The organism is Microbacterium sp. Ag1 (assembly GCF_001005635.1).
Classification (GTDB): Bacteria; Actinomycetota; Actinomycetes; order Actinomycetales; family Microbacteriaceae; genus Microbacterium; species Microbacterium oxydans.
In genome coordinates this window covers 181716-207817 of record NZ_LBCR01000026.1, presented here as the reverse complement: position 1 = coordinate 207817, position 26102 = coordinate 181716, and the positions used below count along the sequence as shown (strand labels likewise).

The window sequence follows — 26102 nt, the reverse complement described above, 5'->3', positions numbered from 1 at the left end:
GTGATCGTCTGATCAGTTGGTGCGGGTGATCATGTTGTCGGCACCGTACTTGTAGATGCCGATCGACGCACCCTGCGGGTCGCCGGCCTCATCGAACGTGACGTCACCGGAGTAGCCGTCGTAGTCGGCCGTGCCGCCGTCGTTGATGATCTTGGCGCAGTCGGCGAAGCTGGTGCACTTCTTGCCGTCACCGGAGCCGCCCGACACCTCCTGCATCTTGGCCGCGATGTCCGCGCCGTCCGTCGAGCCAGCGGCCAGGGAGGCCAGCGCCACGAGGATGACGGCGTCGTACGCCTCAGCCGCGTAGGTGAAGTCCTTGACCTCGGCGTTGCCCTCGCCCGTCCAGAAGTCCTGCAGACGCGAGGTGAAGTCGTCGGCGAGTGCGGGGCCGGCCTTGGTTCCCTGCGCGCCCTCGAGCGAGACCGGGATCTCCGAGCCGTAGTCGGACAGGTTGCCGTCGACCATGTAGAACTTGTCGGCCGAGATGCCGGCGTTCACCAGCAGCGGCGCAATGGTCTTGAACTGGTCGAACGACACGATCGCGACCGCGTCGGGGTTCTGCGCCTTGATCGTCTCGACCTGGGCGTCGAACTGCGCGTCGCCGACGTTGAACGACGCCTCGGCGACGACCTCGCCGCCGGTGCCCTCGAAGGTCTCCTTGATCGCCGCGTCGAGGCCCGTGCCGTACGCGTCGTTCTGGTAGATGATGCCGAGCGTCTTCGCGCCGTCCTCGGCGATGAGGTTGCCGAGCACCTCGCCCTGCAGCAGGTCGCTGGGGGCGGTGCGGAAGTACAGACCGTTGTCATCCCACGTGGTGAAGTCGGGCGAGGTGTTCGACGCGGAGATCTGGAGGATCCCGGCGCTGACGTTGCCGTCGAGGATGAGCTTGGAGACGCCGGATGCGGCAGCTCCGACGATGGCGGAGACGCCGGCGCCCTGCAGCTTGGTGATCGAGGTCTCGTAGGCCTTGGTGTCGGTGTCGCCCTCGTCTTCGGCCGTCAGGTCGATCGTGATGCCGGCAGCCGCGTCGTTGACCTCCTGGACGGCCAGCCCGACGCCCGACTCCATGGGCGGGCCGAGGAACGCCAGCGAGCCGGTCTGCGGAAGCAGCGAGCCGAGCTTGAGCGTCAGATCGGCTGCGGGCTTGTCACTGCCGCCGCTCTCCCCGCTCGGAGTGCTGCTGCAACCAGCGATGACGATGGCGGATGCACTGACCAGTGCGATCCCGGCGAAGACCTTCGCGGTTCGCGAGCCCTTCAATGCGTTCATGATGCTCCCTTGCGTAACTGAACGTGGAATGTGACCACAATCGGGTGCTCTAACACTAGGGCGTGAGTATCGCGCGCAGGGGGTGCAAGTGTCTCGGTGCGTTAACGATCCGGGACCGGGTTCCCTGACCCGTGGTCCTCGGGATCAGGCGGCTTCGACCCGTGGAATCCTGCGCCCTCGTCGCGCGGCGAGCAGGAGGTCGACCACGAAGACGCCGATCGCGATCCACACGATGATGAAGCCGGCCCAGCGCTCGGCCGGCATCGGCTCGTGCAGCACCAGGACCCCGATGAGGAACTGCATGACGGGGGTGATGAACTGGATCATGCCGATCACCGTGAGGTTGATGCGTCGGGTTCCCGCGGCGAAGAGCAGCAGCGGAACCGCCGTGGCGACACCGGCGAAGGCCAGCAGCAACGCGTGCGCCCACCCGTTCGCGCCCATCGTGATGCCCGACGTGAGCGCGACGATGATCAGCTGCGCCACCGCGATGGGGATCAGCCAGAACGACTCCAGAGTCAGGCCGCTGATCGCATCGACCGCAGGGCCGATCTTCTTCTTGATGAGCCCGTACACGCCGAAGGACGCGGTCAGCGACAGCGCGATCCACGGGAACTGCCGGTAGGCGACGACGATCACGATGACGGCGATAGCCGCGATGGCGATGGCTGCCCACTGCAATCGGCGGATGCGCTCCTTCAGCACGAAGACACCCAGCAGCACCGTCGTGATCGGGTTGATGAAGTACCCCAGGCTCGTCTCGACGACGTTGCCGCTGAGCGTTCCGATCAGGAACACCTGCCAGTTCACATAGATCAGCAGGCCCGCCAGCGCGGTCAACCCCAGCAGCTTCGGCTGGCGGATGATGACGCCGAAGGCCACCCAACCGCGCGTGACGGTGAGCAGCAGGACGCAGAAGACGAAGGAGAGCAGCACCCGCCAGGCCACGACCTCCCACGGACCCGTCGGAACGAGGAGGAGGAAGTAGAGGGGAAGCACGCCCCAGAGGAGGTACGCCCCTCCGGCGTAGGCGACTCCGGCGGTCTGCGTGGCGCGGGTCGTCTGTGGGGTCACCGCACAACCCTATGCCCGCGGCGAGGATACGGACCGCGACGGCTGAGCCTCCCGGCGGAGTTTGGCAGGAAAGGGATGCCCGCTGGCGGACGCAGAAGGGGGCCCGGATGCGAGACGCATCCGGGCCCCCTTCGAGGACCTCACCCTGCCCCTCATGAGAGGCGGGGAACAGGTTCAGCAGATCAGCGGACGACGACCGCCAGGACGTCGCGAGCCGACAGGACGAGGAACTCGTCTGCGCCGAACTTCACCTCGGTGCCACCGTACTTGCTGTAGAGCACGCGGTCGCCGACGGCGACGTCGAGCGGAACACGGTTGCCGTTGTCGTCGATGCGGCCGGGGCCGACCGCCACGACCTCGCCCTCCTGGGGCTTCTCCTTGGCGGTGTCGGGGATGACCAGGCCACTCGCGGTGGTCTGCTCGGCCTCGACCTGCTTGATGACGATGCGGTCCTCGAGCGGCTTGATGGAAACCGACACGGTCTACCTCTTCTTTCTTGACGCTGACACGAAAGACTTGTTCGCACTCTCAACCCGAGAGTGCTAATCCAGTCTAGGCGCTCGGCTGGCACTCACGCAATGCGAGTGCCAGTGAGCGACGCGGTTCGACTCGAGGCGCGGCCGATTAGGCTGAGACCGTGGAGATGTCCGAGCTGCGCGCCCTGCTCACCCCCGAAGGTCTCGAGCTTCTCGACACGACCGGTCCCATCGAGTCGACCACCGAGGTCGCGCGAGCGGTGTCGCGGCTGCGTGCGGCCGGCCACTCCCCCGACCTCGTGTCCGCCGTCGTCGGGCAGGCGCACCTGCGGTCGAGGGCAGCGACGAAGTTCGGCCCCTTCGCCGCCCGCATGCTCTTCACCAAGGCCGGCCTCGAGCAGGCGACGCGGCTCGGTGTCGCGGCACGGCACGCCCAGCGCATCCGTCAGTCGGGCTTCACCCGTGTAGCCGACCTCGGCTGCGGTATCGGCGGCGATGCGCTCGCCTTCGCCGGAGCCGGACTCCAAGTGCACGCCGTCGACGCCGACGAGGTCACCTCCGCCATCGCGGCATACAACCTGGCGCCGTTCGGCGACGACGCCGCGGTGCGGCACGAGACGGCGGAGGAAGCCCTCTCCAGACTGGACGACGGGGACGCGGTCTGGATGGACCCGGCCAGACGCACCTCCGGGCACAGCGAGACCAGGCGTGTCTCCGCCGACGACTACTCCCCCTCCCTGGACTGGGCGTTCGATGTGGCCGCACGTCGCCCGACCGGCATCAAGCTCGGACCGGCCCACGACCGCGACGCACTGCCCGCCGATGCCGAGGCGCAGTGGGTGAGCGCCGACGGCAGCGTGGTCGAACTCGTCGTGTGGAGCGGATCCCTCGCCCGAGAAGGAGTGCGCCGCGCGGCACTGGTGATCCGCGGCGAGCGCTCGCACGAGCTCATGGCTGCGGCCGACACCGCCGATGAGCCCGTGCGCGAGCTCGGCGCCTTCCTGCACGAGCCGGACGGGGCGGTGATCCGCGCGCGGCTGATCGGAGAGGTCGCCCGCAGTCTCGACGCCGGCATGCTCGACGAACACATCGCCTATCTGACATCCGACGCAGCCCTGACCAGTCCGTTCGTGCAGTCCTTCCGCGTCAGGGAGACGCTTCCGGCGAGCCCCAAGGCGATCAACGCCGCGCTCAAGGCGAACGATGTCGGACGCCTGGAGATCAAGAAACGCGGAGTGGATGTCGATCCCGCCGCCTTCCGGAAGAAGCTCACGCTGCGCGGAGACCAGGAGGCGACGCTGATCCTCGTCCGTATCGGCGACCAGCGCCGCGCGATCCTCGCCGACCGGGTGCCCGCGGCGAGCTGACGTCCGCTCAGCCGTCCGGATCGCGGCCCGGCGGTTCGACCACGATGGGGTCACCGGGTGGGGCCTCGACCCGGACGATCTCGCCCGGGCCTCCCCTCCCCGGCGATGCCTCGGTGATGACGAGGTAGGGCGTCTGCCACCTCGTGAACCTCGCCGCGAGAGTCGAGGTGCCGATGAGCGCACCGTCTCCGCCGTCGACGCGGTCGATCCGCGTTTCGAGACCGGACTCGACGGCGGCGGTGGAGGCGGCGCAGGTCATCGCATCGACCGCATCGACGATGAGGCACTTCTCGACGGTGCCCAGATCCGACACGCGGTCCCCGGTCCACACCGGCAAGGTGCGGAAGGAACCGACGATCTCGAGGGACGAGACGAACCCCTCGCCGGCCAGCTCCTCCGCGCGTGACCGCTCCGCACCCGCGAACTGCGACGGTGAAGAAGACGTCATCGGCCAGCGTTCCAGGGTGACGATCGGCTCCCCCGTCGTCGAGAGGAGCATCGAGGCGCTCACCGCCTCCACTCCGCGAGGAGAGTCACCGCTGTCCTCCATGGGGACCGGGATCGTCGCGCTCAGGCCGCGCCCGATGCTGTCGACCGGGAGGCAGGTCGACTGCGACTGCGCGCCGACGTCGAGGATCAGGCACCGGATGCCGGCCTCCTCACGGGTCGCGTACCAGGCCAGCGCATCCCCCTCTCGCGCGAGGGGCACGACCGAGCCGGGATCGAAGTCGGCTGCGGCGAGCGCGTCACGGCGGTCCTGCTGCACCGCCGTCAGCGTGACCTCCGGCGATGGCGGCGCGAACACCGCCCAGCCGATGCCCACTCCGGCCGCCAGCAGCAGGACGGAGACGACGGGCACCAGCACGGGGAGCCGACGCAGCGTCCGGGCGAGGATCTCCCGCCGGCGCGGCACGTCGCTATCGGGGGGCGGCTCGGTCCCTTCACCGACGACCGGCGCTGCCGCTGAGGCGACGTCAGCCGCGGGTTCGGGCGACGCTGGCCGGGAATCGTCATCCGGTGCGGGAGCCGAGGGGGCGGGTGACGAGGGGGCGGGTGACGCTCGCCGTGCATCCTCCAGCTCACGCAACCGCCGCAGCTCCCCCTCGGTCGCGGCGCCGTCGCGGCCGTACGCGCGGCGCTGGAGCTGTCGCAGTTCGTCGGCGTCATTCTCCGGCAGCACCGTCAGCACCTCCTTCGCGCGTGATCATCAGAGCGGAGTGCCCGTTGCTGGCGGTCGGAAGCTCCAGGCGGACGACCTCACCGCTGGGCTCGTCCACCACGTTCAGCACGAGGGTGGCGCTCTGCTCCTGCATCGTGAGCGCATCGGCGCACACCCGGGGGAACGCCGCGTCCGAGCCGTCGTAGATCAAGCAGGTCTGGAAGCCGTCGAGCTCCATTCCGGTCCACACCGGCACATCGCCGTCATAGCCGACCACCCATAGCGAGTTGATCTGGAACCCCTGATCCGCGATGCGCTTGGCCTTCTCCGCCTCGTCGGCATTCGCCCACGTCATCCCATTGGTGGTGCCCGGTCCGAACTCCGCCACGTTCGCGGCGACGGCAGGCTCGCCGGAGGCCGTGAACACCATCTGCACGTTGAGCTCGCGGCGGGTGTCCGCCTTCGACTCGAGCGTGACCGCGCCGAACAGTCCCGTCCTGCCCACCGTCTCGGTGCGCTCGCAGCTGGGCAGTGCAGACGGCGAGGTCGCCACGAGCAGGCAGGTGATCGCGGCGGCATTCTTCGTCGCCACCCAGATGACCGCACCTTCCTCGACGGCGAGGGCGCGCAGCGAGCCCCGGTCGTAGTTCCCGCTGGCGAGCAGGGAGCTCTGCCACTCCTGCTGCTCCGGACTCAGGGCGACGGTGGCGGACCCGGACCCGCCGGACAGCACCCATCCGAGCCCGACGCCGACCAGCACCAGCGTCGCGACGGCAGCGGCGAGCGGAAGCCAGCGCGTACGCAGCCATGATCTCTGCGGTGGCCGACCGGAGCCGCCCGAGTCTCCCGGGTCCATGCCGGTCGTCGTCACATCGCCGTCGGTCGAACCCGGCAGGTCCTCTGTCTGAGGCTCCTCGTTCCCTGTCTCCGGCGTCGAGGCTGCGACAGGAGCTCCGACGGGCGGATCCGCGACCGCGGGCGTCGGCTCGGCACGGCGCCGCTCCAGTTCGCGCAGTCTGAGCGCTTCGGCCGCGGTGAGCGATGCATCGCGACCGTACGCCCGCGCCTGCAGTGAGCGCAGCTCGGCGAGCTCGGCCGCGTCCGACATCGGTTCAGCCGAGCCGCTCGAACTGCATGCCGGCCCAGACCAGCCAGCCCAGGCTGTAGACGGTCGCGCAGAGCCCGAGCACGAGCGCCCAGCGCGCGATCGCACGGTTCTCGACCGGGCGACGCAATGACATGATCGCCGCGATGACCGCCACCACTGCGACCGGAATCCCCCACCCCACGAAGAACGACGCTCCGAGCGCCACGATCGCGGCCACCAGCGCCCACGGCGCCAGTCGGGTGTCGTCGATCGACACGGTCCCGGTGGACGGCTCCCACTCCGTCTCCTCGGGGGCGTCGATGTCCGGTCCCGTCACGACGACCGGTTCGATGCCCACCGGGCCCGTGGGCAGGCGGGTGTAGCCGTCGCGCCGCGCGCCGGGAAGGCGGGCGGTTCCCGCGGGGTGCTCCACCTCGTCGCTGGGGCGCTCGATGCGAGCCGCCGGCGTCGGGGGCGGGGCCGGCTCCGCGTCGGGAGCGCCGGGGGCGGCGCTCATGCGGGCACCGCCTCCGCGACCTGGATCTCCGTCACGGGAAGCGTCGAATCCGCCCCGAAGGCGAGCGTCGACGGCGGACGCCCGGAAGAGATGAGCTCGGCGGCGAGTGCGGCGATCATCGCCCCGTTGTCGGTGCAGAGCGAGAGCGGGGGGATGCGCACGGTGACGCCAGCGGCGTCCGCGCGCTCGAGCGCGACATCGCGCAGCCGTCGGTTCGCGACGACCCCTCCCCCGAGCAGCAGGCGGGGGACGCCGAGATCGGAGCACGCGGCGAGGGCCTTCGTGACCAGCACGTCGACGACGGCCTCGCGGAAGCTCGCGGCTACGTCGGCGACGGGCACGTCGATCCCCTCGGCCTCGCAGCGCTCGACCCAGCGGGCGACCGCCGTCTTGAGCCCAGAGAACGAGAAGTCGTACCGGTGCTTCGCCAGGTCGGAGGCCCGCGACAGTCCGCGGGGGAACCGGATCGCGTGCGGGTCGCCGGTCGCCGCCGCCCGATCGATCTCCGGCCCTCCGGGGTACGGGAGCGACAGCAGCCGGGCGACCTTGTCGAAGGCCTCGCCCGCGGCGTCGTCCATCGTCTCCCCGAGCAGCTCGACGTCTGTGGTGAGGTCTCGCACGTGCAGCAGTGAGGTGTGCCCGCCCGAGACGAGCAGGGCGATCGTGGGGTATTCGAGCGGCGCGGAGTCGGCCGTGAGGATGTCGGCCGCGATGTGCCCGACCAGGTGGTTCACCGCGTACAGGGGCTTGTCGATCGAGACGGCGAGGCCCTTCGCGGCGCCGACACCGACCATCAGCGCGCCGGCGAGCCCTGGCCCGCTGGTGACCGCGACGGCATCGAGGTCGGCGAGTCCCACCCCCGCTTCGGCGAGCGCGGCGTCGATCGAGGGCTGCAGCGCCTCGAGGTGCGCCCGCGCGGCGACCTCGGGAACGACGCCGCCGTAGCGCGCGTGCTCGTCCATGCTCGAGGCGATGGTGTTGGACAGCAGGGTGCGCCCACGCACGATGCCGATGCCCGTCTCGTCGCAACTCGTCTCGATGCCCAGAACCAGCGGTTCGCTCATGCCTTCGCCTCCTCGTCCGCCACGGAGGGCGTCGCATGGTGCCGCAGGTGCATTTGCATCACGATCGCGTCGACGCCATCCGGCTGATAGTAGTGCGGGCGGCGGGCGATCTCCTCGAAGCCCTCGGCACGGTACAACCCCTCCGCGGAGGGGTTGTCGGCCCTGACCTCCAGGAAGACCTCTCGCGCACCACGCTCCGCCGCCGCGGCGAGCAGAGCGCGCAACAGGGCGCGTCCTCTCCCGTGTCCCCGATGTTCGGCGAGCAGTGCGATGGTCTGGATGTCGGCGTCGGCGCTGCCGAGCAGTGCCCGTACCCCGCCGTAGCCGATGACCTCGCCGTCGTGCTCGTCGACCAGATACCGGCCGTGCGGGCTGACGAGTTCGGCGACCATGGTCTCCGAGCTCCAGGCATCGGTCGGGAAGGACCTGTTCTCGATCGCCATGATCGCCTCGAGGTCATCTGCTGTGGCGTCTCGAAGGGTCATGTGCCCACCTTCTTCGGGGCACCGGGGAGCGTCACATCAGGGTGCCGCATGTACAGGGGCTCCTCCCCGGCGAGCGTGCGGCCGGCCGCGAGAGCCCGCGCGCCGACCCGTGCGAGGTCCGTCGCGGACAGCGTCGACACATCGATGCGGCGGATGCCGTCGAGGTGGGCATCCGCGTCTGCCGCTCGGACGAGCACGGTGTCGGCGACCACAGCGGGGATGCCGTCGTCGTCGAGACCATCGAACACGGTGATGGCGACCTCGCGTCGGCGCGCGTCGGTCACGATCGCGAAGGGTGCGGTCTCGGTGTCGAGAGCGGTGAGGGCTGCCGCGACGTGGCTGGGGACGGGGACGACGGGGAGGTCGCGGCCGAGGGCGAAGGCGCGCGCGGCGGCGATGCCGATGCGCAGGCCAGTGAACGGCCCCGGCCCCATGCCGGTGACCACGTGCGTGATCTCCGTGTCGCCCGCCCCGCCGGAAGCATCGCCCGCCTCGCTGAGAACTTGCACGAGCAGGTCTCCGATGACCTCGGCATGGCCGAGCGGGTCGACGGCAGCCGCTTCGGCACGTCGTTCCCCGTCGGCATCGATGAGGGCGACGGCAGTGCCCAGGGAGGTATCGACGGCAAGGATCACGACTCCAGATTAGCCGCCGTCCCCTGCGGAGGGCTGCCGACCCGAGCCGCGCACCCCGGGTCAGCCGAGCGGCGCGCGCAGGGGGTAGTCCTGGTCTTCCAGGATCACCTGCGCGGCGGCTCCTGTGGTCTGGTTCACGATCACGGGGGCGAGGAGGTTCACGCTCACGCCCTCGGACGAGGGGTGGGCGACCACCAGCACCAGCGCGTCGTCGGGAGAGCCGAGAGCGAGGCCGTCCGCCTGCTCATCGCTGAGGGTCGGCGCGTAGTCGCTCAGCACCGTCCGAGGATCGACCAGGAACAGGCGCAGTTCCGCATCGTCGACCGCCCGCAGGGAGAACAACCCGTCTGACCCGTCGACGGGGGCGAGTGCGAAGTCCACATGGGGAGCCAGTCCCGGAGGCGGGGCGATGAACGTCAGTACGGCGCTCATCGCAGGAAGTCCATGAGCGCCGGCTGCAGCACACGCGCGTTGACGGCGAGCGCCGAACGGTACACGAGCTCCTGCGCCTGCAGACGCACGAGCACCTCGATCGAATCGACGTCCTCCACCGCCGTCCTGCGGGACTCGAGGGACACGGAATTCTGCACTGCCGCCTCCTTGGCGCGTTCGATCTGGGACTGCCTGGTTCCCACCGAGCCCTGCACCCCGAGCATGGCGGTGCGTCGACTGTCGATCTCGCCGAGCCGGGGCCCGACGTTCGTGCCGGAGCGGAGGTCCGCCACGATCTTGTCCACGAGCGCGAAGACGGAGTCGTCTCCCGTGCCGAAGACCGCGGCGCCGTCGGTGTCGACGCGCACCGAGGCGGCGTCGGAGACCCGACGGGTGACTTCCGCTCCCGGCACCCCGCTGTGACTGTAGTCGGCGGCGAAGGCGGCCGTGTCGGACGTGCCCGCGAACACGGAACGGCCGAGCAGCCGCGTGTTCGCCTGGGACAGCATCTCCTTGCGGATGCCTTCGAGCTCGACCGCCAACGCCTCCTTGGCCGTCGCGTCCAGCGCCCCGTCGTTCGCGCCCTGGGCCGTCAGATCACGCACGCGCGCGAGCAGGGCGGTGCTCGCCGTGATGGCCGTGTCGGCAGCGGTGACCCAGGCGAGGCCGTCGTCGATGTTGCGCGCATACTGCTCGGTGCGACGCTGCTCGGCGTGAAGCGCCAGTGCCGTGGCCGCGGCCGCCGGGTCGTCGGACGGTGCGGCGAAGGCACGCTGGGATGTCGCCTGCTCCTGCAGACGCGCCAGCTCGGAGAGGTTGGACTGCAGCTGGCGCATGGCCGTCTGCGTCATGGCGGATGACGTCACTCGAGAGATCACGGTGCTCCTTCGCTCAGCGTCCGACGAGGCCGGTGCGGTTGATCAGGACGTCGAGCGCCTCATCCACCGCTGTCATCACACGGGCGGCGGCCTGATAGGCGGTCTGGTAGGTGAGCAGGCTGATGGTCTCCTCGTCGCCGTCGACAGCGGCGACCGACTGCTGGGCTCCGACGGCGGCGACCGCTGCGGAGTCGGAGAGCTTCGCGCGCTGCACGTCGGCCGCGGTCGCGACCCCGAACCGGGTGACCTGATCGGACCAGACGGCGTCAGGGGAGCCAGCGCTCCGACCGATCTGCGAGATCAGGTCGGCGTTGGTCGCGTCCAGGGCACCGGCACCGGGCGCCGCGAGCGCGAGCTCGGAGGCCGAGCCGACGGCGACGGTCAGGCCCAGTGCGGCGGAGCCCGTCGTCGGCACGGTGAAGAAGTCTCCCCCGGCCTGGCCGGTGGAGGTCACCCCTGCCCTGTGCTGGGCGTTCATGGCGTCGGCCAGCGTCGTTGCGACCTTGTCGTACGTCGCCGCGAGCCCGGCGAGCATGCCGCCTTCGGAGGCCGGGGCCAGCACCGACAGCGAGGCACCGAGCTCGCCGCCGTCGATCGACACGGGCAGATCGGGCGCAGACGCCCACGAGAGGCTGAACCGCTGCCCCGAATCGATCGAGGCAGGCCCGGTCAGCACCAGGTGGCGTGAATCGGAACCCGATACCAGCGCGTTACCGCCCAGCCGCACGGTCATCGTGCCGTCGCTCTCGATGGTCGCCGCCGCGCCGGACATCCTGGCCACGTTCTGCGCGAGGACGCTGCGCTGATCCATGAGCTCGTTCGCCGAGCGGCCGGAAGCGAGTGCATCGCGGATCTCTCCGTTGAGGACCGCGATCTGGTCGGCGGTGGCGTTCACCTGGGAGACCGTGCGGTCGGCGGAGTCGCGCGCATTGCTCCACTGGGTGGCGACGTTCCGGTACCCGCCGGCGATGTGCGAGGCGAGCTCCTTCGCCGATTCCAGGATGCTCGAGGCCGCTGCCCCCGAGTCCGGCGTGTTCGCGAGGTCCTGCCAGCCGGACCAGAACTTGGACAGCCGGGCGGCGAGTCCGTTCGCCGTGGGCTCGGCCAGCGATGCCTCGACCGTGGTCGCGGCCACCGCCCTGGTCGACCAGTACCCCGAAGCGCCGAGGGCGTCGCGCACCCTGGCGTCGAGAAGGGCGTCACCCAGGCGTGCGACGCCGTCGATCGAGACGCCGTGCCCCGGGAGGGCGCCCACGCTGAACCGTCCGGTCTGCGCGATGGCCGCGACGGCCGAGGTGGTCACGCGCTGCCGCGTGTACCCCTCCGTCTTCTGATTGGCGATGTTCTGCCCGACCACGTCCATGCCGCGTCGGGCAGCCGCCAGTCCGCTGGCCGCCGTGTTCAATCCGCTGAAGGTCGACATGATCCCCTCTCGGTCACATCTCGGTGTCGATGATCCGCGCGGCGTCGTCGCGCGCGCGGTCACCCTTGGTCGTGTACTCGCCCGTGTCGTGCCCGAGCGCGGCGATCGTCTCCTGCGTCGCGCGGAGCACTCCGCTGAGCTGCTCGGCGTTGGCGTCGCGCAGCTGCTCGACCTCGGCGGCGAGCTTCGACAGCGCTCGCAGATGGTCGGCGAACACCTCCTGCCATGCCCCTTCCGGCGCGTGCTCGATCAGCTCGCGGATCGTCGACGCCTCGGGAGCTCCCCACTCCTCGGCGACGGTGGCGACCTCGACGGTGCGGGCGAGGCCTGCGCCGCGCAGTCGATCGAGCACCTGATCGATCTCCCGTGCGGCAAACTGGATCCACTGGGATCGCCCGGCGGCGAGGAGCAGCTGCTGCTCATCGAGCTTGAACAGCAGCATCTCGAGCAGCTCGCGCTCTCGCCACAGCTGTATCGATAGTTCGTTGGCTCCCATGATCCCCTTTTCCCCAGTGATCGCCCCGCCTGACAACGCGGCCAAAGGTCACTATCGGCCAGCGTCTGCCTAACGTTACTATGTGGAACGGCGATGGATAGTTCTCCCCATGTACAAATCACAAAACGTGTGATATGTGCATCTGTTCATCTCCTTGGATCTTTCGGAGTGCATCCAGAGAGGTGGATCATCCCCCATGTCGTCGCGCGCTGAGCGCAATCTGCTCATAGAGAGCAACCTCCCCCTGGTCGGATACCTCGCCGCCGAGACCCATGCCCGCGCCACCCACATCCCCCGCGACGAGCTCGCGGCCGTCGGAGCACTCGCGCTCGTGACAGCCGCCGAAGCATTCGATCCGGAGCTCGGCGTACCCTTCGGGGCCTACGCCCGCCGACGCATCCTCGGCGCTTTCGCCGACGAGATGCGCTCGATGGACTGGGCCTCCCGCGGCATACGCAAACGCATCAAGGAGACCGTCGCCGTCCGCGAGGCGCTGACCGCCGGGCTCGGCCGCACCGCGACGGTCGCCGAAGTCGCCACCGCGATGGGCGTCGCAAAGGACGTCGTGATCGAAGCACTCGGCGACGCCGCCAGGATGCTGACCACTCTCGACGACCCCGCCGCCCGTGACGTCACCGCCGACATCCCCCTCCCCGAGGAATCGGCGCTGGTGGGAGAACGGCGCGAGGTGCTCGAGCAGGCGGTCATCGCCCTGCCGGAGCGCATGCGGCGGATCGTGCAGGCGGTCTACTTCGACGAACGCCCCGTCAAGGAGATCGCCGAGGAGCTCGGGGTGACGCACTCCGCGGTGTCGCAGCAGCGCTCGGAAGCGATCCGGCTTCTGCGCGACGCCCTGGACCGCTACTACGCAGAGGGGTCGACGCCGGCAGCGACGACGCGGGTCTCCCCCGCGGCCCGCGATGCCTACTTCACCAGGATCGCGGACGCCGCCGGCTCCCGGATCGCCGGGGTCTTCCGCGAATCGGCGACTGCCTGAGCCGATTCCCCGCCGGCCCGGCTAACGCGCCGGGACCCTCCGCCGATAGGTGTGACCGGGAGACCACGGATGGTCTCCCGCACAACACCATTCACGGAGGAGAACCCTTATGGGTATGCAGATCAGCACGAACGTGTCGGCACTCAACGCCTACCGCAACCTGTCCAACACGCAGAACGACCTGTCGAAGTCGCTCGAGAAGCTGTCCAGCGGCTTCCGCATCAACCGCGCGGCCGACGACGCTGCAGGCCTCGCGATCTCCGAGGGCCTGCGTTCGCAGGTCAACGGCCTGAACGTCGCGGCACGCAACGCCCAGGACGGCATCTCGGTCATCCAGACCGCTGAAGGCGCCCTGACCGAGGTCCACTCGATCCTGCAGCGCGTTCGCGACCTGACCGCTCAGGGTGCGAACGACTCGAACAACACGAAGTCGCGCGACGCGATCCAGAAGGAGATCAACACCCTCGGTGATGAGCTCACCCGGATCGCCGGCAGCACGAACTTCAACGGCATCAAGCTGCTCTCGGGCGGCGACACGCTGACGTTCCAGGTCGGTGCGGGCTCCGTCGCCGCCGAGGACCAGATCTCGGTCGCCCTGACCGACTTCGCCACCCTCGGTGCCGACATCAAGACGCTCGCGGCGACCATGACGGACGCCGCGACGTACGGTGCCGCGCTGGCGGGTATCGACACGCAGATCCAGGCGGTCTCGACCGCACGCGCCGGCTACGGTGCGCTGCAGAACCGCTTCGAGTCGACCATCAACAGCCTCAACGTGTCGGCGGAGAACCTCTCCGCCGCCGAGAGCCGGATCCGCGACACCGACATGGCGTCCGAGATGGTCAAGTTCACGTCGAAGAACATCCTGTCCCAGGCAGGTACGGCGATGCTGGCACAGGCCAACCAGGCCAACCAGGGCGTGCTCCAGCTCCTGCGCTGAACCACGTCATAGGGTCCGGACGCCCACCGGCGTCCGGACCCTGTCCGCTCCTCAACAGGAAAGGCGACCATGTCCCTCTCGCTCGACGGCCTCGTCTCCGGCCTGAAGACCACCGAGGTCATCAAGGCGCTGATGGATGTCGCCTCCATCCCCCGTTCACTGCTCAAGGCGAAGATGGATGACAAGAACGGCATCGTCACCCAGCTGCGCACCCTGAACACGGCGGTGCAGAACCTCGCCACGGCAGCCGAGAAGGCCGCGACCCGCGACGGACTCGCCCGCTTCACCACCTCGTCCTCCTCGCCGACGGTCACCGTCGCCACCCGCGATGGTGCCGCGCCGCTCTCGGCCGACATCGTCGTCGACAAGGTCGCCAAGAACCACACGATCGTCTCCGCAGCCTCCGCCGGGTGGCCCGTCGACCCACCGGTGATCACCCTCGAGAACGCCAAGGGCGAACGCGTGCAGGTCACCGCAGACTCCACGTCGATGCAGGACGTCGCCCGCGCGGTGAACGAAGCAGGCTTCGGCATCGTCGCCGCGGCCGTCCCCGCCGGACGTGACGCCGACGGCAACCCGATGCACCGCCTGCAGTTGCGGGCCGCGGACTCGGGAGAGGCCGGCCAGTTCCGCGCCTACCGCGGAGACACCGCTGCGGTAGCGGCCGGCACCGCCTCCGACATCTCCACCGAAGCAGGAGCGGCCGTCATCGACGTCGGTGCCGACGCCCAGGTGCGCCTGTGGGCCGGCACCAGCGCGGAGCAGGTGCTGACCTCGTCGAGCAACACCTTCACCGACCTGTTCGACGGGGTGGACGTGACCGTCTCCGCGGCCTCGGCGGCGCCCGTGACCATCGGCGTCGCCGTCGACACCGCTGCTCGCACCAAGGCCTCCGCCGAGTTCATCGCCGCCGTCAAGGACATCCTGACCCGCATCGACAACGGCTCGAAAGCGACCATCGCCGCCAAGCAGGGCGACAAGACCACTCTGGGCGTCTTCACCGGCGACAGCGCGGTCCGGGGACTGCGCACGGCCCTCGCCGATGCGGTGCAGCACCCCGTGAACGGCGTCTCCCCTTCGTCCATCGGCATCTCGAGCGACATGTACGGCGTGATGAGCTTCGACGAGGAGAAGTTCGCCGAAGCCCTCGCGAAGGACCCGGATGCCGTCGCAGGACTGTTCTCCGACATCGCCTCGCGGGTGCAGGACACCGCGAAGGTGTACTCGGACAAGTACGAGGGGCTTCTCACCACGCGGATCACGGGCCAGGAGAGCGAGGTCAAGGGACTCGGCGAGCAGATGGAGCGCTGGGATGTCCGCCTCGCGCAGCGCAAGACCACTCTCGAGCGCACCTACGCACGCCTCGAGGTGATGCTCTCGCAACTGCAGTCGCAATCCTCGTACCTGACCTCGCAGATCGCCGCCCTTCCGGGCTCGAGCTCCAACTCGGGGAAGTGAGCATGAACGCCGCGCTCCGCGCCCAGCAGCGCTACCGTGACGACGCCGTGCTGTCGGCGCCGCCCGAGCGTCTGGTGACCATGCTCTACGACCGTCTCCTGCTCGACATCGAGCGCGGGGAGATCGCTCAGCGCGCAGAGGACTGGACCGAGGCGAACGCCCAGCTGCAGCACGCCCAGGCGATCGTCTCCGAGCTGTCGTCCTCGCTGACCGACGACTGGAACGGCAGCGCCGGCCTGCGTTCGCTGTACGTCTTCCTGTCGCAGACGCTCATCGGCGCCAACATCGGCCGCGACCCGGAGCGCACGCACGCGTGCCACGAGATCGTCGCGCCGCTGCGTGACGCCTGGCACGAGGCCGCTCGCACCGTCGCCGAGGCGCGGGCGTGAGCGGGGAGGAGTGGACCGCGCTGCTCGACCGGCTCGAACAGGAGGCCGAGCAGATCCTCGACGCCGCCCCCGGTGCCGCCGCCGACGCCGACCTCGCCCCGTGGACGCCGCCGAGCACGCCGCTTCCCGCCGAGCTCGCTGACCGCGCCCGGTGGGTGATCGACCTCCAGCGCTCAGCGATGGACCGTGCCCGCTCCGATCTCGACGGCATGCGTCGGCATCTCGGCGCCGTGAGCCGCATCCCCAGCACCCGTCGCCCGGAGGAGCCTGCCTACCTCGACGTCGATGGGTGAGCTCGCTTCCTAACGTCGCGCCGAACCCTGCCGATAGAGCAGGGAGAGCACGGATGGCTCGCAATTCTCGGCCATGGATCGGCCATACCACCCACACACGGGGAGCCGGTTTCGTGTTCGATTCTGTGACCATGAACGCGCTGACGAGCGCGCTCGACGGCCTCGCGCAGCGCCAGCGCGCGATCTCCGACAACATCGCCAACATCAACACCCCGAACTATCACGCCAAGCGCGTGCAGTTCGAGCAGGCTCTCGCCCGGTCGATCGATGCGGGTGATGGACGGGTCGGGGCGACGGTCGGCACCTCGCTCGAGCCCACGCGCCTCAACGGCAACAACGTCAACCTCGATACCGAGACCCTTTCCAGCATCGACACGATGCTGCGCTACCAGTTCGCCACGCAGGCCGTGAACGGCTCGTTCACATCGATGCGCACCGCGATGAGGACCTCATGACCTTCGACGCGATCGGCATCGCCGGCACCGGCCTGACCGTGCACCGCAAGTGGCTCGACGCCATCAGCGACAACATCGCCAACATCAACACCGCCGCTCCCAGCAACGGTGCGGCATTCCGCGCACGGTACATCCTCGCCCAGACGAGCGACCAGTCCCCCGGCGTGTACGTCGCCGGCACCGCCCAGGGCAGTGCACAGGGACGTCTGGTGCACCAGCCCGACCACCCGCTCGCAGACGCAGACGGCTACGTGCGCTATCCGGACATCGACCTCGGCGACCAGATGAGCCAGCTGATCCTCGCGCAGCGCGGCTACCAGGCAAGCGCCGCCATCGTCGACCGCGCCCGCAACTCCTACGAATCCGCCCTGCAGATCGGACGCAGCTGATGGCCGCACTCCCCGGCATCGAAGCCATCTCCTCGAGTTTCACGCTCGCCCCTCCCGCCGTCGCGCCCGCGAAGGCCACCGACGACACGGCGTTCGCGAACAGTGTCACCGGCGCCATCGACGAGCTGCGCACGCTGCAGTCGGAGTCGGACAAGCTCAAGGTCGCCGCGGTGACCGGAGACCTCGATGACATCCACTCGGCGATGATCGCGTCGTCGAGGGCCGCCGTCACCCTCGAGCTCGTAGCCGCCGTGCGCAACAAGGGCGTCGACGCGTTCAACGAGATCATGCGGATGCAAGCCTGATGCCCCAGGCCGTCACCAACGTGTTCCAGCGGATCGGGCGCGTGATCGCAGGCTTCTCGCTCGCGCAGCGCACGATCGCGATCATCGGCGTCGCCGTGCTCGCCCTCGGGATCGTCGCGCTCTCCAGCTGGCTCACCCGCCCCACCTACACCCCGCTGTTCTCGGGCATGAGCGCCTCCGATGCGAACGCCGTGGTCGAGCAGCTGCGCTCGTCGTCGGTGCCGTACGAACTGGCGGACGGCGGAGCGACGGTGCTCGTGCCCGAGAAGGACGTGTACGACCAGCGCCTGGCCGCAGCGTCCGCCGGTCTTCCCGGCGCGAGCTCCGGCGGGTACTCGCTGTTGGACAAGATGGGCGTCACGACGAGCGAGTTCCAGCAGTCGGTGACCTTCAAGCGCGCGATCGAGGGCGAGCTCGCCGCCACCATCTCCTCGATCAAGGGCGTGACGGCCGCGTCGGTGCAGCTCGCCATCCCCGAGGAGAGCGTGTTCGTCTCCGAGACCGTCGACCCCACGGCTTCCGTGTTCGTGGAGACCTCGGGCAACTCGACGCTCTCCCCGAAGCAGGTCGAGGCGATCGTGCATCTGACCTCGGCCGCGGTCAGCGGCATGAAGCCGGAGAACGTGGCCGTGGTGGATCAGAGCGGCCAGACCCTCTCGGCCGCCGGCGTCGGCACGACCGGCGGCATCGACCAGCAGGCCAGCGACTACGAAGCACGGGTGACCGCGAACGTGCAGCAGATGCTCGACACGGTCGTCGGCCCCGGCAACGCCAAGGTGACCGTGGTCGCCGAGATCGACCACTCCGTGAACGAGCGCGTCGAGGAGACCTACACGCCCGCCGAGGGCGCGCCCCCGTTGACAGAGCAGACCAGGACCGACACGCAGAACGGCTCGAGCTCGAACGCCGGCGTGCTGGGCCCCGACAACATCGCGGTCCCCTCGGCCGGGGGCGACGGTACCTCCGAGTCGACGGAGACCTCGAAGACCAACGCGGTCAACAAGAGCACGCAGAGCACCTCGACACCCGCCGGCTCGCTGCTGCGGCAGTCGGTGTCCGTGGCCGTCGACGCCGGTGCGGGCGGCGACCTGAGCACCGCGCAGCTGAGCGACCTCGTCGAGACCGCCGCAGGGATCGACACCGACCGTGGCGACTCGATCGCCGTCGAGCTCGTCGCCTTCAACCAGACCAGTTCCGAGGCGGCGCAGGCGGCACTCCAGGCGGCGAAGGATGCCGAGGGCGCCGAGCGCCAGGCCGCGCTGCTGAACACCGTCATCATCGCAGCCGCCATCGCCATCCCGCTGCTCGCCGGTCTCGCCGCACTCATCATGCGTGCGCGCCGACGCCGCGGGGCCGACACCGAGTTCGAGGAGCTCTTCGGCGCCCGTCCGCCCGCGCTCTCCGCCCTCGACGCGGGCGCGACCGCCGCGATCGATCAGGCGCCGACCACGCCGTTGGCGTTCCTCGAGACGACGCCGGACCCCGAGCCGGAGCCCGACCCCGAGCCCGCGCAGGTGAGCCTCGAGCGCCGGCGCGCGGAGATCGACTCCCTCACGCGGCAGGACCCGAAGCGCACGGCCGAACTGCTGCGGACCCTCATCGACGACAGGCAGCAGGTATGACCGGACTGACCGATCGGCAGACAGCGGCCGTCGTCCTGATGAACCTCGATCGCGCCCAGGCGATCGAGGTGATGAAGCATCTGTCCGAAGCGGAGGCCGAGGCCGTCGCAGCCGAGATCATCGACCTGCAGAACCTGGACGCGGCGACCACCGCTCAGGCGCTCGGCCAGTTCCACCGCATCGCGTCGGGCCACCTGCCACCCGCTCGCGGAGGGCGCGACATCGCAGCGGGACTCCTGGAGGCGACGTTCGGCGCCGAACGCGCGGCCGCCGTGCTGGGCAGAGTCGGATCGTCGTCGATGAACTCGTCCTTCGAGTTCCTCGGATCCGCAGACCCGGCTCAACTCGCGACGCTGCTCGACGGCGAACTGCCTCAGACCGTCGCCCTGGTGCTCGCCCATCTGCCCACGGACCGTGCTGCCGCCGTGCTCTCCACGCTCCCCGACCCCACACGCACGGACGTCGCCCACGCGATCGCGACGATGGGTACCGCATCTCAGGAGGCGATCGCGATCGTGGCGGACGCCCTCAAGGCGCGGACCGGCACCTTCGCGGCGCGCGACACTCCTGAGGTGCTCGGCGGCGTCGAGCCCCTCGTCGAGATCATCGCCCGTTCCGGCGCCACGGTGGAGAAGGCGCTGCTGGCGAGCATCGAGGACAGGGACAGCGCGTTGGCCGAGGACATCCGCTCGCGCATGTTCACGTTCGCCGACATCGTCAAGCTGGACGACCGCGACACCCAGCGCGTGCTGCGAGGCATGGACATCCGCTCGCTCGCCCTGGCTCTCAAGGGCGCGCACCAGCCCATCGCCGACCTCATCCGTCGCAACGTCTCCGAGCGCAACAGGGAGAACCTCGACGAGGAGGCCCGCACGCTCGGCCCCGTGCGCGTCTCGCAGGTCGAGGAGGCCAGAGCGGAGATCGTGCGCACGATCCGCGCACTCGAGGCCGCCGGCGACATCACCGTGCAGCGCGCCGACGAGGACGAGTATGTCTACTGAGGCCTTCGCACCGGTGCTGTTCCCGCGTCTCGACGGCCGCGAGAACGGCGAGCAGTACGCGATCGCCCGCACGCGCGGCTACGCCGACGGGCATGCGGAGGGGTTCCGCGCCGGCCGCGCGGAGGCCGAGTCGGAGCAGCGCGCGGCGGACGAGGCGCGGGCAGCGAGCGAGGCGACCGAGGCGCAGCGGATCGAGACCGCGGTCGCCGCGCTCCACGCCGCAGCGCGGTCCCTGGGAGACCGGGAACGGGAGCTCACCGCCGCCGGTGAGGACCAGGTGCTGCGCTGCGCGATCGAGCTCGCGGAACTGATCCTGGTCGCGGAGCTCTCCGGGCCGGGCGCGGCCGCGGCCGCCGCCCTCCGACGCGCGATGACCGGCGCGGGCCCCGAAGCGATCCGCGAGGTGCGCCTGAACCCGGACGACCTCGCGACCCTGCAGACGTCCGCCGCGGAGCCGAGCGACATCGCCCTCGTCGCCGACCACGCGCTCCACCGGGGAGATGCCGTCGCCACCCTGGCTCACGGCCACATCGACGCCCGGATCGGAAGCGCGCTCGAGCGCGCCCGTCGCGCCCTCGCGGAGCACGCCCCGTGAGCGTCTGGGGCGCGGTGCGCGAGGCGGTTCGACCCGAGCGCATCGGCGAGGTCTCCCAGGTGCGCGGCCTCAGCGTGCAGGTGCGTGGCCTCGACGGGGCCGTCGGCGACGTCGTGACGCTGGACGGTGTCGATGCCGAGGTCGTCGCGATCAGCGAGGGCGGACTGCGCTGCATGCCACTCGCCCCTGTCGCCGGCCTCACGGTGGGAGCCCCTGTGCGCGCTCGCGGAGGAGCACTGCGGGTGCCGACAGGAGCAGCGCTCCTCGGACGCGTCCTCGACGGTCTGGGCCGCCCGATCGACGGGAAGGGTCCGCTGACCGGTGCTGTGCCGGTGAGCCTCGACCATGCTCCGCCCTCCATCATGGGCCGCGACCGGATCGACTCGCCCCTTCCGCTCGGCGTACGGACGCTCGACACACTCGTCAGCGTCGGACGCGGTCAGCGCGTCGGACTCTTCGCGGGTTCCGGTGTGGGGAAGTCGTCGCTGCTGTCGATGATCGCGCGCGGCACCGAAGCAGAGGTCACCGTGATCGCGCTGGTCGGCGAGCGCGGACGCGAGGTGCGCGAGTTCATCGAAGACGACCTCGGGCCGGAAGGACTCGCCCGCTCCGTCGTGGTGGTCTCGACCTCGGACCAACCTGCCATGGCCCGCATCCGCGCCGCGTACACCGCCACCAGGATCGCCGAGGCCTTCCGCGACGACGGCGCACACGCCATCCTCATGATGGACTCGCTCACGCGCGTCGCCATGGCGCAGCGCGAGATCGGGCTCTCGGCCGGGGAGCCTCCGGCCACCCGCGGATACCCGCCCTCCACGTTCTCCCTCCTCGCCGGTCTGCTCGAGCGGGCAGGCACGGACACGCGCGGTTCCATCACCGGCATCTACACGGTGCTCGTCGACGGCGACGACCACAACGAGCCGATCGCCGACACGGTGCGGTCGATCCTCGACGGCCATGTCGTGCTCGACCGGGCGCTCGCACTGTCAGGCCACCACCCCGCGATCGACGTGCTCGGATCGGTGTCGCGTGTCGCCGGCAAGGTCACGACCCCCGAGCGCCGGGCGCACGCCGCGACGCTCCGCGCCGTGCTGGCCGCCCGCCGACGCGCCAACGACCTCATCGACATCGGTGCATATCAAGCCGGAGCGGATGCCCGCATCGACGCCGCGATCGCCCATGAGAAGGAGATCAGCGCGTTCCTCACGCAGCCCCTCGACGAGACCTGTGAGATCGAGGATTCCTGGCGTCGCCTGGACGACCTCGTGGCATCGTTCGGAGGAGTGTCATGAAGCGGTCGTTCTCGCTCGCCGGTCTGCTGCGGGTCAGGGAGATCCAGGAACGCGCAGCGGCCCAGCGCCTCTCGCGCGCCGTGATCGACGCGCAGCACACGGAGGCGCGCGATCGATCCCTCCGCGCGCACCTGTCCGCGGTCGGAAGCGAAGCCGTCGACGTCCGCTCCCTCGCCGCGCTCGCGGCAGCTCGCGTCGCCGGCCGGACCCTGCTGGTCGACCTGACGACCCTGTCCGAACTGCAGAAGCGGACGGTGGACGAGGCGAGGACAGAGCACGCCGAAGCGCGGAGGGCGATGCGCGGACTCGACCGGCTCGCCGAAGCGCACGCCCTCCGGATGCGGACCGCGGAGCTGCACGCCGAGCAGACGGAGCTCGACGAGATCGGTTCGCGCACGAGCAGCACGACCACGGAGGACCACGCATGACGTCTCTCGGCATCGTCGACATGCTCACCCCGCGGATGAACCGTGCTGCGGGATCGCCCACCGACGCCCGTCAGCCCACCCCCGGAGCCGTGGCCTTCGCCGATGTCATCATCGATGCCTCGCGTGCCACCGACGATCGGGCGGCTGACACGTCGGCGAGCGCACCCGCCGACGACTCTTCCCCCGATCTCGCGACAGTTCACCCCGCGCCGTCCGACCCCACGGCCTCACCCGTGCCATCCGGTCCGATTCCGCCCAGCGTCGCCCTGCCCACCCCCGTGCCGACCAGCCCGGCTCCGCCCGTGGAGGAGACCCTGCTCGGCGTCGGAGCTCCGACGGGGACACCGCCGACGGCTCACGCCCCGGGAGGCGCCGCTTCGACGGGTGCGTCCGGCGGCACTGCCGTGGGCGAAGGGGCAGCGGGCGTGATCGAGATCGGGTCGCCACCGTCCCCCGCGGGATCGGTCGCCGCCGCCTCAGGTCTCGCGACCGGCGGTGCATTGCCGTCACCGCCGCTCAGCGGACCGGCGGCCATGAGGATGTCGGCGGATGCGACGACGGTGGCTGCTCCGGAGACGGATGCGCTCAGCTCGACCTCGACCTCGACCTCGACCTCGACCTCGGCTTCGACATCGACTTCCAGCGCGGGGAACGCCGGCACTGCCGCGTCAGCGCTCTCGACCACCGCGGCCCTCCCCGCCGGCGGGAGCACCGCAGCAGATGCCCGCGGAGCAGCGGGCGCAGAGGATCAGACGATCGTCCCGTCGGATCCGGTGTCGGAGTCCACGGCCCCGGTCGCGCCGACCGGCCCGTCGGCGACCCCGGCGCATTCGGTCCCCCATGCCACCGGCGACGCGTCCACCGCGACTCCGGCGATCGGGGGCACGACCCCCGCGACGCCCGTGTCCACTGCGACGGCTCCGAGCGTCGTCGCGACGGCCCGTCCCGCGCTGTTCACCCAGATCACGACCCCCATCGTCTCGCTCGCGCAGGCACCGGACGGCGACCACAGCCTCACGCTCACCGTGTCGCCCGAGAACCTCGGTCCCGTGACGGTGCGCGCCCACATCTCCGGGGGCGCGATCCACATCGAGCTGCACGCGCCGAACGACCTCGGCAGGGAGGCGCTGCGCGCGATCCTCGTCGACCTCCGTCGCGACCTCGCCGCCGCGGCACCCCATGCGTCCCTCCTGCTGTCGACCTCGGACGACGGACCCGCCGCTTCGAACCCGCAGAGCTCCGGCGGCGGCGGTGCAGCCGGTGGGTCTTCGCACACCGCGGGTGCGGACCAGGGTCGGGCGGGACCGGGAACACCGAACGGCCGTGACGGGACGACCGGAACCGCAGTGCCGGGAGGCTCACCTTCCGCGGATCACCCTTTATCCGTCGATCCGACTTCCCCGCTGACTTCGCCGCACGGCGGCATCGACATCTTCGCCTGATCCGAGAGGAACCCACGACCATGGTCGAACCGATCTCCGGCACCATCCCGCCCTCGGGAGTGCAGACCGGCAGCACCACACCCGCGTCCGAGCGCAAGAAGACGCTCGACTCCGAGGTCTTCCTTAAGCTCCTGGTGACGCAGCTGACCAACCAGGACCCCAGCTCGCCCATGAACACCAACGAGATGATCTCGCAGACCACGCAGTTGGCCTCCATGGAGCAGCTGACCGCCCTCACGGCGACCTCGACCGAGAGCTTCGCCCTCAGCATGCGTCAGACCGCTGCGGCATTGATCGGCCACGAGGCGCAGTACGTCGATGAGAAGGGTGTCACCCAGAAGGGCATCGTCACATCGGTGTCCTACGCCGGCGCCGTGCCGCTGGTCACCATCGGCGAGGCCTCCATCCCCCTCGACGCCGTCTCCGGCGTCTCCGTCGCTCCCCGTCCGCAGTCCTGACCAGTCCATCCAGAAAGGCATCACCATGCTCCGCTCTCTGTTCGCCGGAATCTCGGGTCTGCGTTCTCACCAGACCATGCTCGACGTCACGGGCAACAACATCGCCAACGTCAACACGACCGGCTTCAAGGCCTCGGCCGTGCAGTTCCAGGACTCGCTCTCCCAGCTCGTGCGCAACTCGATGATGCCGCAGCAGGCCGCCGGCGGTCAGAACCCCGCCCAGGTCGGCCTCGGCGTGCAGGTGGCCGGCATCAGCACCAACTTCGCCTCCGGGGCACCGCAGCCCACGGGCGTGCCGACCAACCTCATGATCGCCGGAGACGGATTCTTCGTCGTGCGCTCGGGCGGCGAGACCCTCTACACCCGCAACGGTGGATTCTCGTTCGACGCGAGCGGCAAGCTGGTCTCGGCAGACGGCGCCCTTGTCCAGGGCTGGACGGCGCAGAACGGCGTCATCGTCCCCGGTCAGGGCATCGGCGACATCCGACTTCCGGTCGGCGCACTCAGCCCCGCCGCGGCGACCACGACGGCGCGTGTCACGGGGAACCTGCCCTCGGGTGCCGCCGTGGGCGAGCAGCTGGTGCGCGACATCAAGACCTACGACGCCGAGGGTACGGCGACCTCGCTGCGCCTCACCTTCACCCGCACGGCCACGGGCTGGAACGTCACCGAACCGGGCGGCACGAACACCGCTCTCACGTTCACGGACGGCAAGCAGGGCGCAGCCTCGTCCATCGTCTCCGGTGGTGTCACGGTGGACCTCTCAGCGGTCACCGGTTTCGCGGATGTCAGCGACGTCGCGATCAAGGAGCAGAACGGCAAGCCGGCCGGCACCCTGAGCTCGTACGCGCTGATGAACGACGGCAGCCTGGTCGGCACGTTCAGCAACGGCGACACCGAGGTACTCGCCCGCGTCGCGCTGGCCGGATTCGTCAACCCCGGCGGACTCGAGAAGGCGGGCTCCTCGCAGTACCGGCCGAGCGGGAACTCCGGAGAGCCGACGCTCGGTCAGGCGGGCTCCGACGGTCTCGGCGGCATCATCAGCGGCGCGCTCGAGATGTCCAACGTCGACCTGTCGCAGGAGTTCACCAACCTGATCGTCGCGCAGCGCGGCTTCCAGGCCAACGCCCGCATCATCACCACGAGCGACGAGGTGCTGCAGGAGCTGACGAACCTCAAGCGCTGAGCCGTCGGGGAGCCGCGGCGGCCTGCATGCTCACGAGCGCGCCGCGGCTCCCCCGACGTCAGACGAGCTCGCTCACCAACTGTTCGATGCGCGCGCGGATGTCGTCGCGGATGGGGCGGACAGCGTCGATGCCCTGGCCTGCCGGGTCGTCGAGCTTCCAGTCCTCGTAGCGCTTGCCCGGGAAGAACGGGCAGGCGTCGCCGCATCCCATCGTGATGACGACGTCGGATGCCTGCACGGCTTCGGTCGTGAGCACCTTGGGCTGCTCGGAGGTGATGTCTATGCCGAGCTCGCTCATAGCTTCGACCGCGATCGGGTTGATCTGGTCGGCGGGCATGGAACCGGCAGAGCGGACGTCGATGCGGTCCCCTGCGATGTCGCGGAGGAAACCGGCCGCCATCTGGGAGCGTCCGGCGTTGTGCACGCAGACGAAGAGGACCGAGGGCTTGGTGGTCGTGTCAGTCATGGTTGCTCCAGGTGAGAGGTCTTG

31 protein-coding genes are annotated in these 26102 nt (G+C 69.9%); 17 read left to right on the top strand and 14 right to left on the bottom strand.

From position 1 onward, the window contains the following. Positions 1 to 12 precede the first annotated feature (12 nt). The 3 genes from AAY78_RS06045 to groES form a co-directional block, all read right to left on the bottom strand. Complete coding sequence (locus tag AAY78_RS06045; protein WP_046747416.1) at positions 13 to 1269, bottom strand: ABC transporter substrate-binding protein; 1257 nt, start codon at positions 1267 to 1269, stop codon at positions 13 to 15. Positions 1270 to 1413: 144 nt separating this feature from the next. Then, positions 1414 to 2343 (bottom strand): EamA family transporter RarD, encoded by a 930-nt coding sequence (gene rarD, locus AAY78_RS06040; RefSeq protein WP_046747415.1) that lies wholly within the window; start codon positions 2341 to 2343, stop codon positions 1414 to 1416. A gap of 182 nt (positions 2344 to 2525) precedes the next feature. Continuing rightward, the gene (groES, locus tag AAY78_RS06035; protein WP_017203655.1) at positions 2526 to 2822 is read right to left on the bottom strand and encodes a co-chaperone GroES; all 297 of its coding nucleotides are present in this window, start codon (positions 2820 to 2822) and stop codon (positions 2526 to 2528) included. Positions 2823 to 2980: 158 nt separating this feature from the next. Here groES and AAY78_RS06030 point away from each other — a divergent pair, with 158 nt between their 5' ends. Then, the gene (locus AAY78_RS06030) at positions 2981 to 4186 is read left to right on the top strand and encodes a class I SAM-dependent methyltransferase (protein ID WP_046747414.1); all 1206 of its coding nucleotides are present in this window, start codon (positions 2981 to 2983) and stop codon (positions 4184 to 4186) included. Between the two features lie 7 nt (positions 4187 to 4193). Here AAY78_RS06030 and AAY78_RS19875 read toward each other — a convergent pair whose 3' ends face one another. The 10 genes from AAY78_RS19875 to flgN are packed head-to-tail and all read right to left on the bottom strand — an operon-like array spanning position 4194 to position 12362. Next, the gene (locus AAY78_RS19875) at positions 4194 to 5366 is read right to left on the bottom strand and encodes a hypothetical protein (protein WP_046747413.1); all 1173 of its coding nucleotides are present in this window, start codon (positions 5364 to 5366) and stop codon (positions 4194 to 4196) included. After that, complete coding sequence (locus AAY78_RS06020; RefSeq protein WP_046747412.1) at positions 5350 to 6453, bottom strand: hypothetical protein; 1104 nt, start codon at positions 6451 to 6453, stop codon at positions 5350 to 5352. The genes AAY78_RS19875 and AAY78_RS06020 overlap by 17 nt, the downstream gene beginning before the upstream one ends. Positions 6454 to 6457: 4 nt before the next feature. Then, a complete protein-coding gene (locus AAY78_RS06015; RefSeq protein WP_046747411.1) occupies positions 6458 to 6949 on the bottom strand; it encodes a hypothetical protein in 492 nt (163 codons plus the stop codon). Next, on the bottom strand, positions 6946 to 8013 hold the full coding sequence (tsaD, locus tag AAY78_RS06010) for a tRNA (adenosine(37)-N6)-threonylcarbamoyltransferase complex transferase subunit TsaD (RefSeq protein WP_046747410.1): 1068 nt from the start codon (positions 8011 to 8013) through the stop codon (positions 6946 to 6948). Before tsaD ends, AAY78_RS06015 begins: the two co-directional genes overlap by 4 nt. Further along, positions 8010 to 8498 (bottom strand): ribosomal protein S18-alanine N-acetyltransferase, encoded by a 489-nt coding sequence (gene rimI, locus AAY78_RS06005; protein ID WP_046747409.1) that lies wholly within the window; start codon positions 8496 to 8498, stop codon positions 8010 to 8012. The genes tsaD and rimI overlap by 4 nt, the downstream gene beginning before the upstream one ends. Then, positions 8495 to 9133 carry a tRNA (adenosine(37)-N6)-threonylcarbamoyltransferase complex dimerization subunit type 1 TsaB gene (gene tsaB / locus AAY78_RS06000; protein WP_046747408.1) on the bottom strand — a complete coding sequence of 213 codons (639 nt, stop codon included), beginning with the start codon at positions 9131 to 9133 and terminating at the stop codon, positions 8495 to 8497. The genes rimI and tsaB overlap by 4 nt, the downstream gene beginning before the upstream one ends. Before the next feature lie 60 nt (positions 9134 to 9193). Next, complete coding sequence (locus AAY78_RS05995) at positions 9194 to 9565, bottom strand: flagellar assembly protein FliW (RefSeq protein WP_046747407.1); 372 nt, start codon at positions 9563 to 9565, stop codon at positions 9194 to 9196. Next, positions 9562 to 10443, bottom strand: coding sequence for a flagellar hook-associated protein FlgL (gene flgL, locus AAY78_RS05990; protein WP_046747406.1), 882 nt, complete (start codon positions 10441 to 10443; stop codon positions 9562 to 9564). Before flgL ends, AAY78_RS05995 begins: the two co-directional genes overlap by 4 nt. Positions 10444 to 10456: 13 nt before the next feature. Further along, entirely contained in the window at positions 10457 to 11866 is a 1410-nt protein-coding gene (gene flgK / locus AAY78_RS05985) for a flagellar hook-associated protein FlgK (protein WP_046747405.1), read from the bottom strand. A gap of 13 nt (positions 11867 to 11879) precedes the next feature. Continuing rightward, positions 11880 to 12362 carry a flagellar export chaperone FlgN gene (flgN, locus tag AAY78_RS05980; RefSeq protein ID WP_046747404.1) on the bottom strand — a complete coding sequence of 161 codons (483 nt, stop codon included), beginning with the start codon at positions 12360 to 12362 and terminating at the stop codon, positions 11880 to 11882. Positions 12363 to 12558: 196 nt separating this feature from the next. Here flgN and AAY78_RS05975 point away from each other — a divergent pair, with 196 nt between their 5' ends. The 16 genes from AAY78_RS05975 to AAY78_RS05900 all read left to right on the top strand — a co-directional run bounded on the left by AAY78_RS05975 (position 12559) and on the right by AAY78_RS05900 (position 25612). After that, positions 12559 to 13359 (top strand): sigma-70 family RNA polymerase sigma factor, encoded by an 801-nt coding sequence (locus tag AAY78_RS05975; protein ID WP_046747403.1) that lies wholly within the window; start codon positions 12559 to 12561, stop codon positions 13357 to 13359. 109 nt (positions 13360 to 13468) lie between these two features. Continuing rightward, entirely contained in the window at positions 13469 to 14299 is an 831-nt protein-coding gene (locus tag AAY78_RS05970; protein ID WP_046747402.1) for a flagellin N-terminal helical domain-containing protein, read from the top strand. Between the two features lie 69 nt (positions 14300 to 14368). Next, complete coding sequence (fliD, locus tag AAY78_RS05965) at positions 14369 to 15757, top strand: flagellar filament capping protein FliD (RefSeq protein ID WP_046747401.1); 1389 nt, start codon at positions 14369 to 14371, stop codon at positions 15755 to 15757. A 2-nt stretch (positions 15758 to 15759) separates the two neighbouring features. Further along, positions 15760 to 16146 (top strand): flagellar export chaperone FliS, encoded by a 387-nt coding sequence (fliS, locus tag AAY78_RS05960; protein ID WP_046747400.1) that lies wholly within the window; start codon positions 15760 to 15762, stop codon positions 16144 to 16146. Next, entirely contained in the window at positions 16143 to 16439 is a 297-nt protein-coding gene (locus AAY78_RS05955) for a hypothetical protein (protein WP_046747399.1), read from the top strand. The genes fliS and AAY78_RS05955 overlap by 4 nt, the downstream gene beginning before the upstream one ends. Before the next feature lie 113 nt (positions 16440 to 16552). Next, positions 16553 to 16894, top strand: a complete 342-nt coding sequence (locus AAY78_RS05950; protein WP_046747398.1) for a flagellar basal body rod protein FlgB — start codon at positions 16553 to 16555, stop codon at positions 16892 to 16894. Further along, positions 16891 to 17283, top strand: coding sequence for a flagellar basal body rod protein FlgC (locus AAY78_RS05945; protein WP_021198933.1), 393 nt, complete (start codon positions 16891 to 16893; stop codon positions 17281 to 17283). The genes AAY78_RS05950 and AAY78_RS05945 overlap by 4 nt, the downstream gene beginning before the upstream one ends. Continuing rightward, complete coding sequence (gene fliE / locus AAY78_RS05940) at positions 17283 to 17588, top strand: flagellar hook-basal body complex protein FliE (RefSeq protein WP_046747397.1); 306 nt, start codon at positions 17283 to 17285, stop codon at positions 17586 to 17588. Before AAY78_RS05945 ends, fliE begins: the two co-directional genes overlap by 1 nt. After that, positions 17588 to 19210 (top strand): flagellar basal-body MS-ring/collar protein FliF, encoded by a 1623-nt coding sequence (fliF, locus tag AAY78_RS05935; RefSeq protein WP_046747396.1) that lies wholly within the window; start codon positions 17588 to 17590, stop codon positions 19208 to 19210. The genes fliE and fliF overlap by 1 nt, the downstream gene beginning before the upstream one ends. Beyond that, on the top strand, positions 19207 to 20211 hold the full coding sequence (gene fliG, locus AAY78_RS05930) for a flagellar motor switch protein FliG (protein ID WP_046747395.1): 1005 nt from the start codon (positions 19207 to 19209) through the stop codon (positions 20209 to 20211). Before fliF ends, fliG begins: the two co-directional genes overlap by 4 nt. Then, entirely contained in the window at positions 20201 to 20806 is a 606-nt protein-coding gene (locus AAY78_RS05925) for a FliH/SctL family protein (protein ID WP_082108585.1), read from the top strand. Before fliG ends, AAY78_RS05925 begins: the two co-directional genes overlap by 11 nt. Continuing rightward, positions 20803 to 22098, top strand: coding sequence for a FliI/YscN family ATPase (locus tag AAY78_RS05920; RefSeq protein WP_046747393.1), 1296 nt, complete (start codon positions 20803 to 20805; stop codon positions 22096 to 22098). Before AAY78_RS05925 ends, AAY78_RS05920 begins: the two co-directional genes overlap by 4 nt. Beyond that, positions 22095 to 22526 carry a hypothetical protein gene (locus tag AAY78_RS05915; protein ID WP_046747392.1) on the top strand — a complete coding sequence of 144 codons (432 nt, stop codon included), beginning with the start codon at positions 22095 to 22097 and terminating at the stop codon, positions 22524 to 22526. Before AAY78_RS05920 ends, AAY78_RS05915 begins: the two co-directional genes overlap by 4 nt. Beyond that, positions 22523 to 23968, top strand: coding sequence for a flagellar hook-length control protein FliK (locus AAY78_RS05910; protein ID WP_046747391.1), 1446 nt, complete (start codon positions 22523 to 22525; stop codon positions 23966 to 23968). Before AAY78_RS05915 ends, AAY78_RS05910 begins: the two co-directional genes overlap by 4 nt. 20 nt (positions 23969 to 23988) lie before the next feature. Continuing rightward, positions 23989 to 24426 (top strand): flagellar hook assembly protein FlgD, encoded by a 438-nt coding sequence (locus AAY78_RS05905; protein ID WP_046747390.1) that lies wholly within the window; start codon positions 23989 to 23991, stop codon positions 24424 to 24426. Positions 24427 to 24451: 25 nt separating this feature from the next. After that, entirely contained in the window at positions 24452 to 25612 is a 1161-nt protein-coding gene (locus tag AAY78_RS05900) for a flagellar hook protein FlgE (protein ID WP_046747389.1), read from the top strand. A 58-nt stretch (positions 25613 to 25670) separates the two neighbouring features. On the opposite strand, the gene AAY78_RS05895 is transcribed toward AAY78_RS05900, so the two are convergent. Beyond that, positions 25671 to 26078 (bottom strand): arsenate reductase ArsC, encoded by a 408-nt coding sequence (locus AAY78_RS05895; RefSeq protein WP_046747388.1) that lies wholly within the window; start codon positions 26076 to 26078, stop codon positions 25671 to 25673. Positions 26079 to 26102 lie beyond the last annotated feature (24 nt).

Coding starts and splice junctions, on each gene's coding strand:
- AAY78_RS05995 (WP_046747407.1), bottom strand. CDS start 9,565: ATGAGCGCCGTACTGACGTTCATCGCCCCGCCTCCGGGACTGGCTCCC.
- fliS (WP_046747400.1), top strand. CDS start 15,760: ATGAACGCCGCGCTCCGCGCCCAGCAGCGCTACCGTGACGACGCCGTG.
- tsaD (WP_046747410.1), bottom strand. CDS start 8,013: ATGAGCGAACCGCTGGTTCTGGGCATCGAGACGAGTTGCGACGAGACG.
- AAY78_RS05905 (WP_046747390.1), top strand. CDS start 23,989: ATGGTCGAACCGATCTCCGGCACCATCCCGCCCTCGGGAGTGCAGACC.
- AAY78_RS06020 (WP_046747412.1), bottom strand. CDS start 6,453: ATGTCGGACGCGGCCGAGCTCGCCGAGCTGCGCTCACTGCAGGCGCGG.
- AAY78_RS05945 (WP_021198933.1), top strand. CDS start 16,891: ATGACCTTCGACGCGATCGGCATCGCCGGCACCGGCCTGACCGTGCAC.
- AAY78_RS05970 (WP_046747402.1), top strand. CDS start 13,469: ATGGGTATGCAGATCAGCACGAACGTGTCGGCACTCAACGCCTACCGC.
- fliE (WP_046747397.1), top strand. CDS start 17,283: ATGGCCGCACTCCCCGGCATCGAAGCCATCTCCTCGAGTTTCACGCTC.
- rimI (WP_046747409.1), bottom strand. CDS start 8,498: ATGACCCTTCGAGACGCCACAGCAGATGACCTCGAGGCGATCATGGCG.
- flgN (WP_046747404.1), bottom strand. CDS start 12,362: ATGGGAGCCAACGAACTATCGATACAGCTGTGGCGAGAGCGCGAGCTG.
- fliD (WP_046747401.1), top strand. CDS start 14,369: ATGTCCCTCTCGCTCGACGGCCTCGTCTCCGGCCTGAAGACCACCGAG.
- AAY78_RS05910 (WP_046747391.1), top strand. CDS start 22,523: ATGACGTCTCTCGGCATCGTCGACATGCTCACCCCGCGGATGAACCGT.
- AAY78_RS05900 (WP_046747389.1), top strand. CDS start 24,452: ATGCTCCGCTCTCTGTTCGCCGGAATCTCGGGTCTGCGTTCTCACCAG.
- AAY78_RS05915 (WP_046747392.1), top strand. CDS start 22,095: ATGAAGCGGTCGTTCTCGCTCGCCGGTCTGCTGCGGGTCAGGGAGATC.
- flgK (WP_046747405.1), bottom strand. CDS start 11,866: ATGTCGACCTTCAGCGGATTGAACACGGCGGCCAGCGGACTGGCGGCT.
- AAY78_RS05925 (WP_082108585.1), top strand. CDS start 20,201: ATGTCTACTGAGGCCTTCGCACCGGTGCTGTTCCCGCGTCTCGACGGC.
- fliG (WP_046747395.1), top strand. CDS start 19,207: ATGACCGGACTGACCGATCGGCAGACAGCGGCCGTCGTCCTGATGAAC.
- AAY78_RS06015 (WP_046747411.1), bottom strand. CDS start 6,949: ATGAGCGCCGCCCCCGGCGCTCCCGACGCGGAGCCGGCCCCGCCCCCG.
- AAY78_RS05895 (WP_046747388.1), bottom strand. CDS start 26,078: ATGACTGACACGACCACCAAGCCCTCGGTCCTCTTCGTCTGCGTGCAC.
- AAY78_RS05975 (WP_046747403.1), top strand. CDS start 12,559: ATGTCGTCGCGCGCTGAGCGCAATCTGCTCATAGAGAGCAACCTCCCC.
- fliF (WP_046747396.1), top strand. CDS start 17,588: ATGCCCCAGGCCGTCACCAACGTGTTCCAGCGGATCGGGCGCGTGATC.
- AAY78_RS06045 (WP_046747416.1), bottom strand. CDS start 1,269: ATGAACGCATTGAAGGGCTCGCGAACCGCGAAGGTCTTCGCCGGGATC.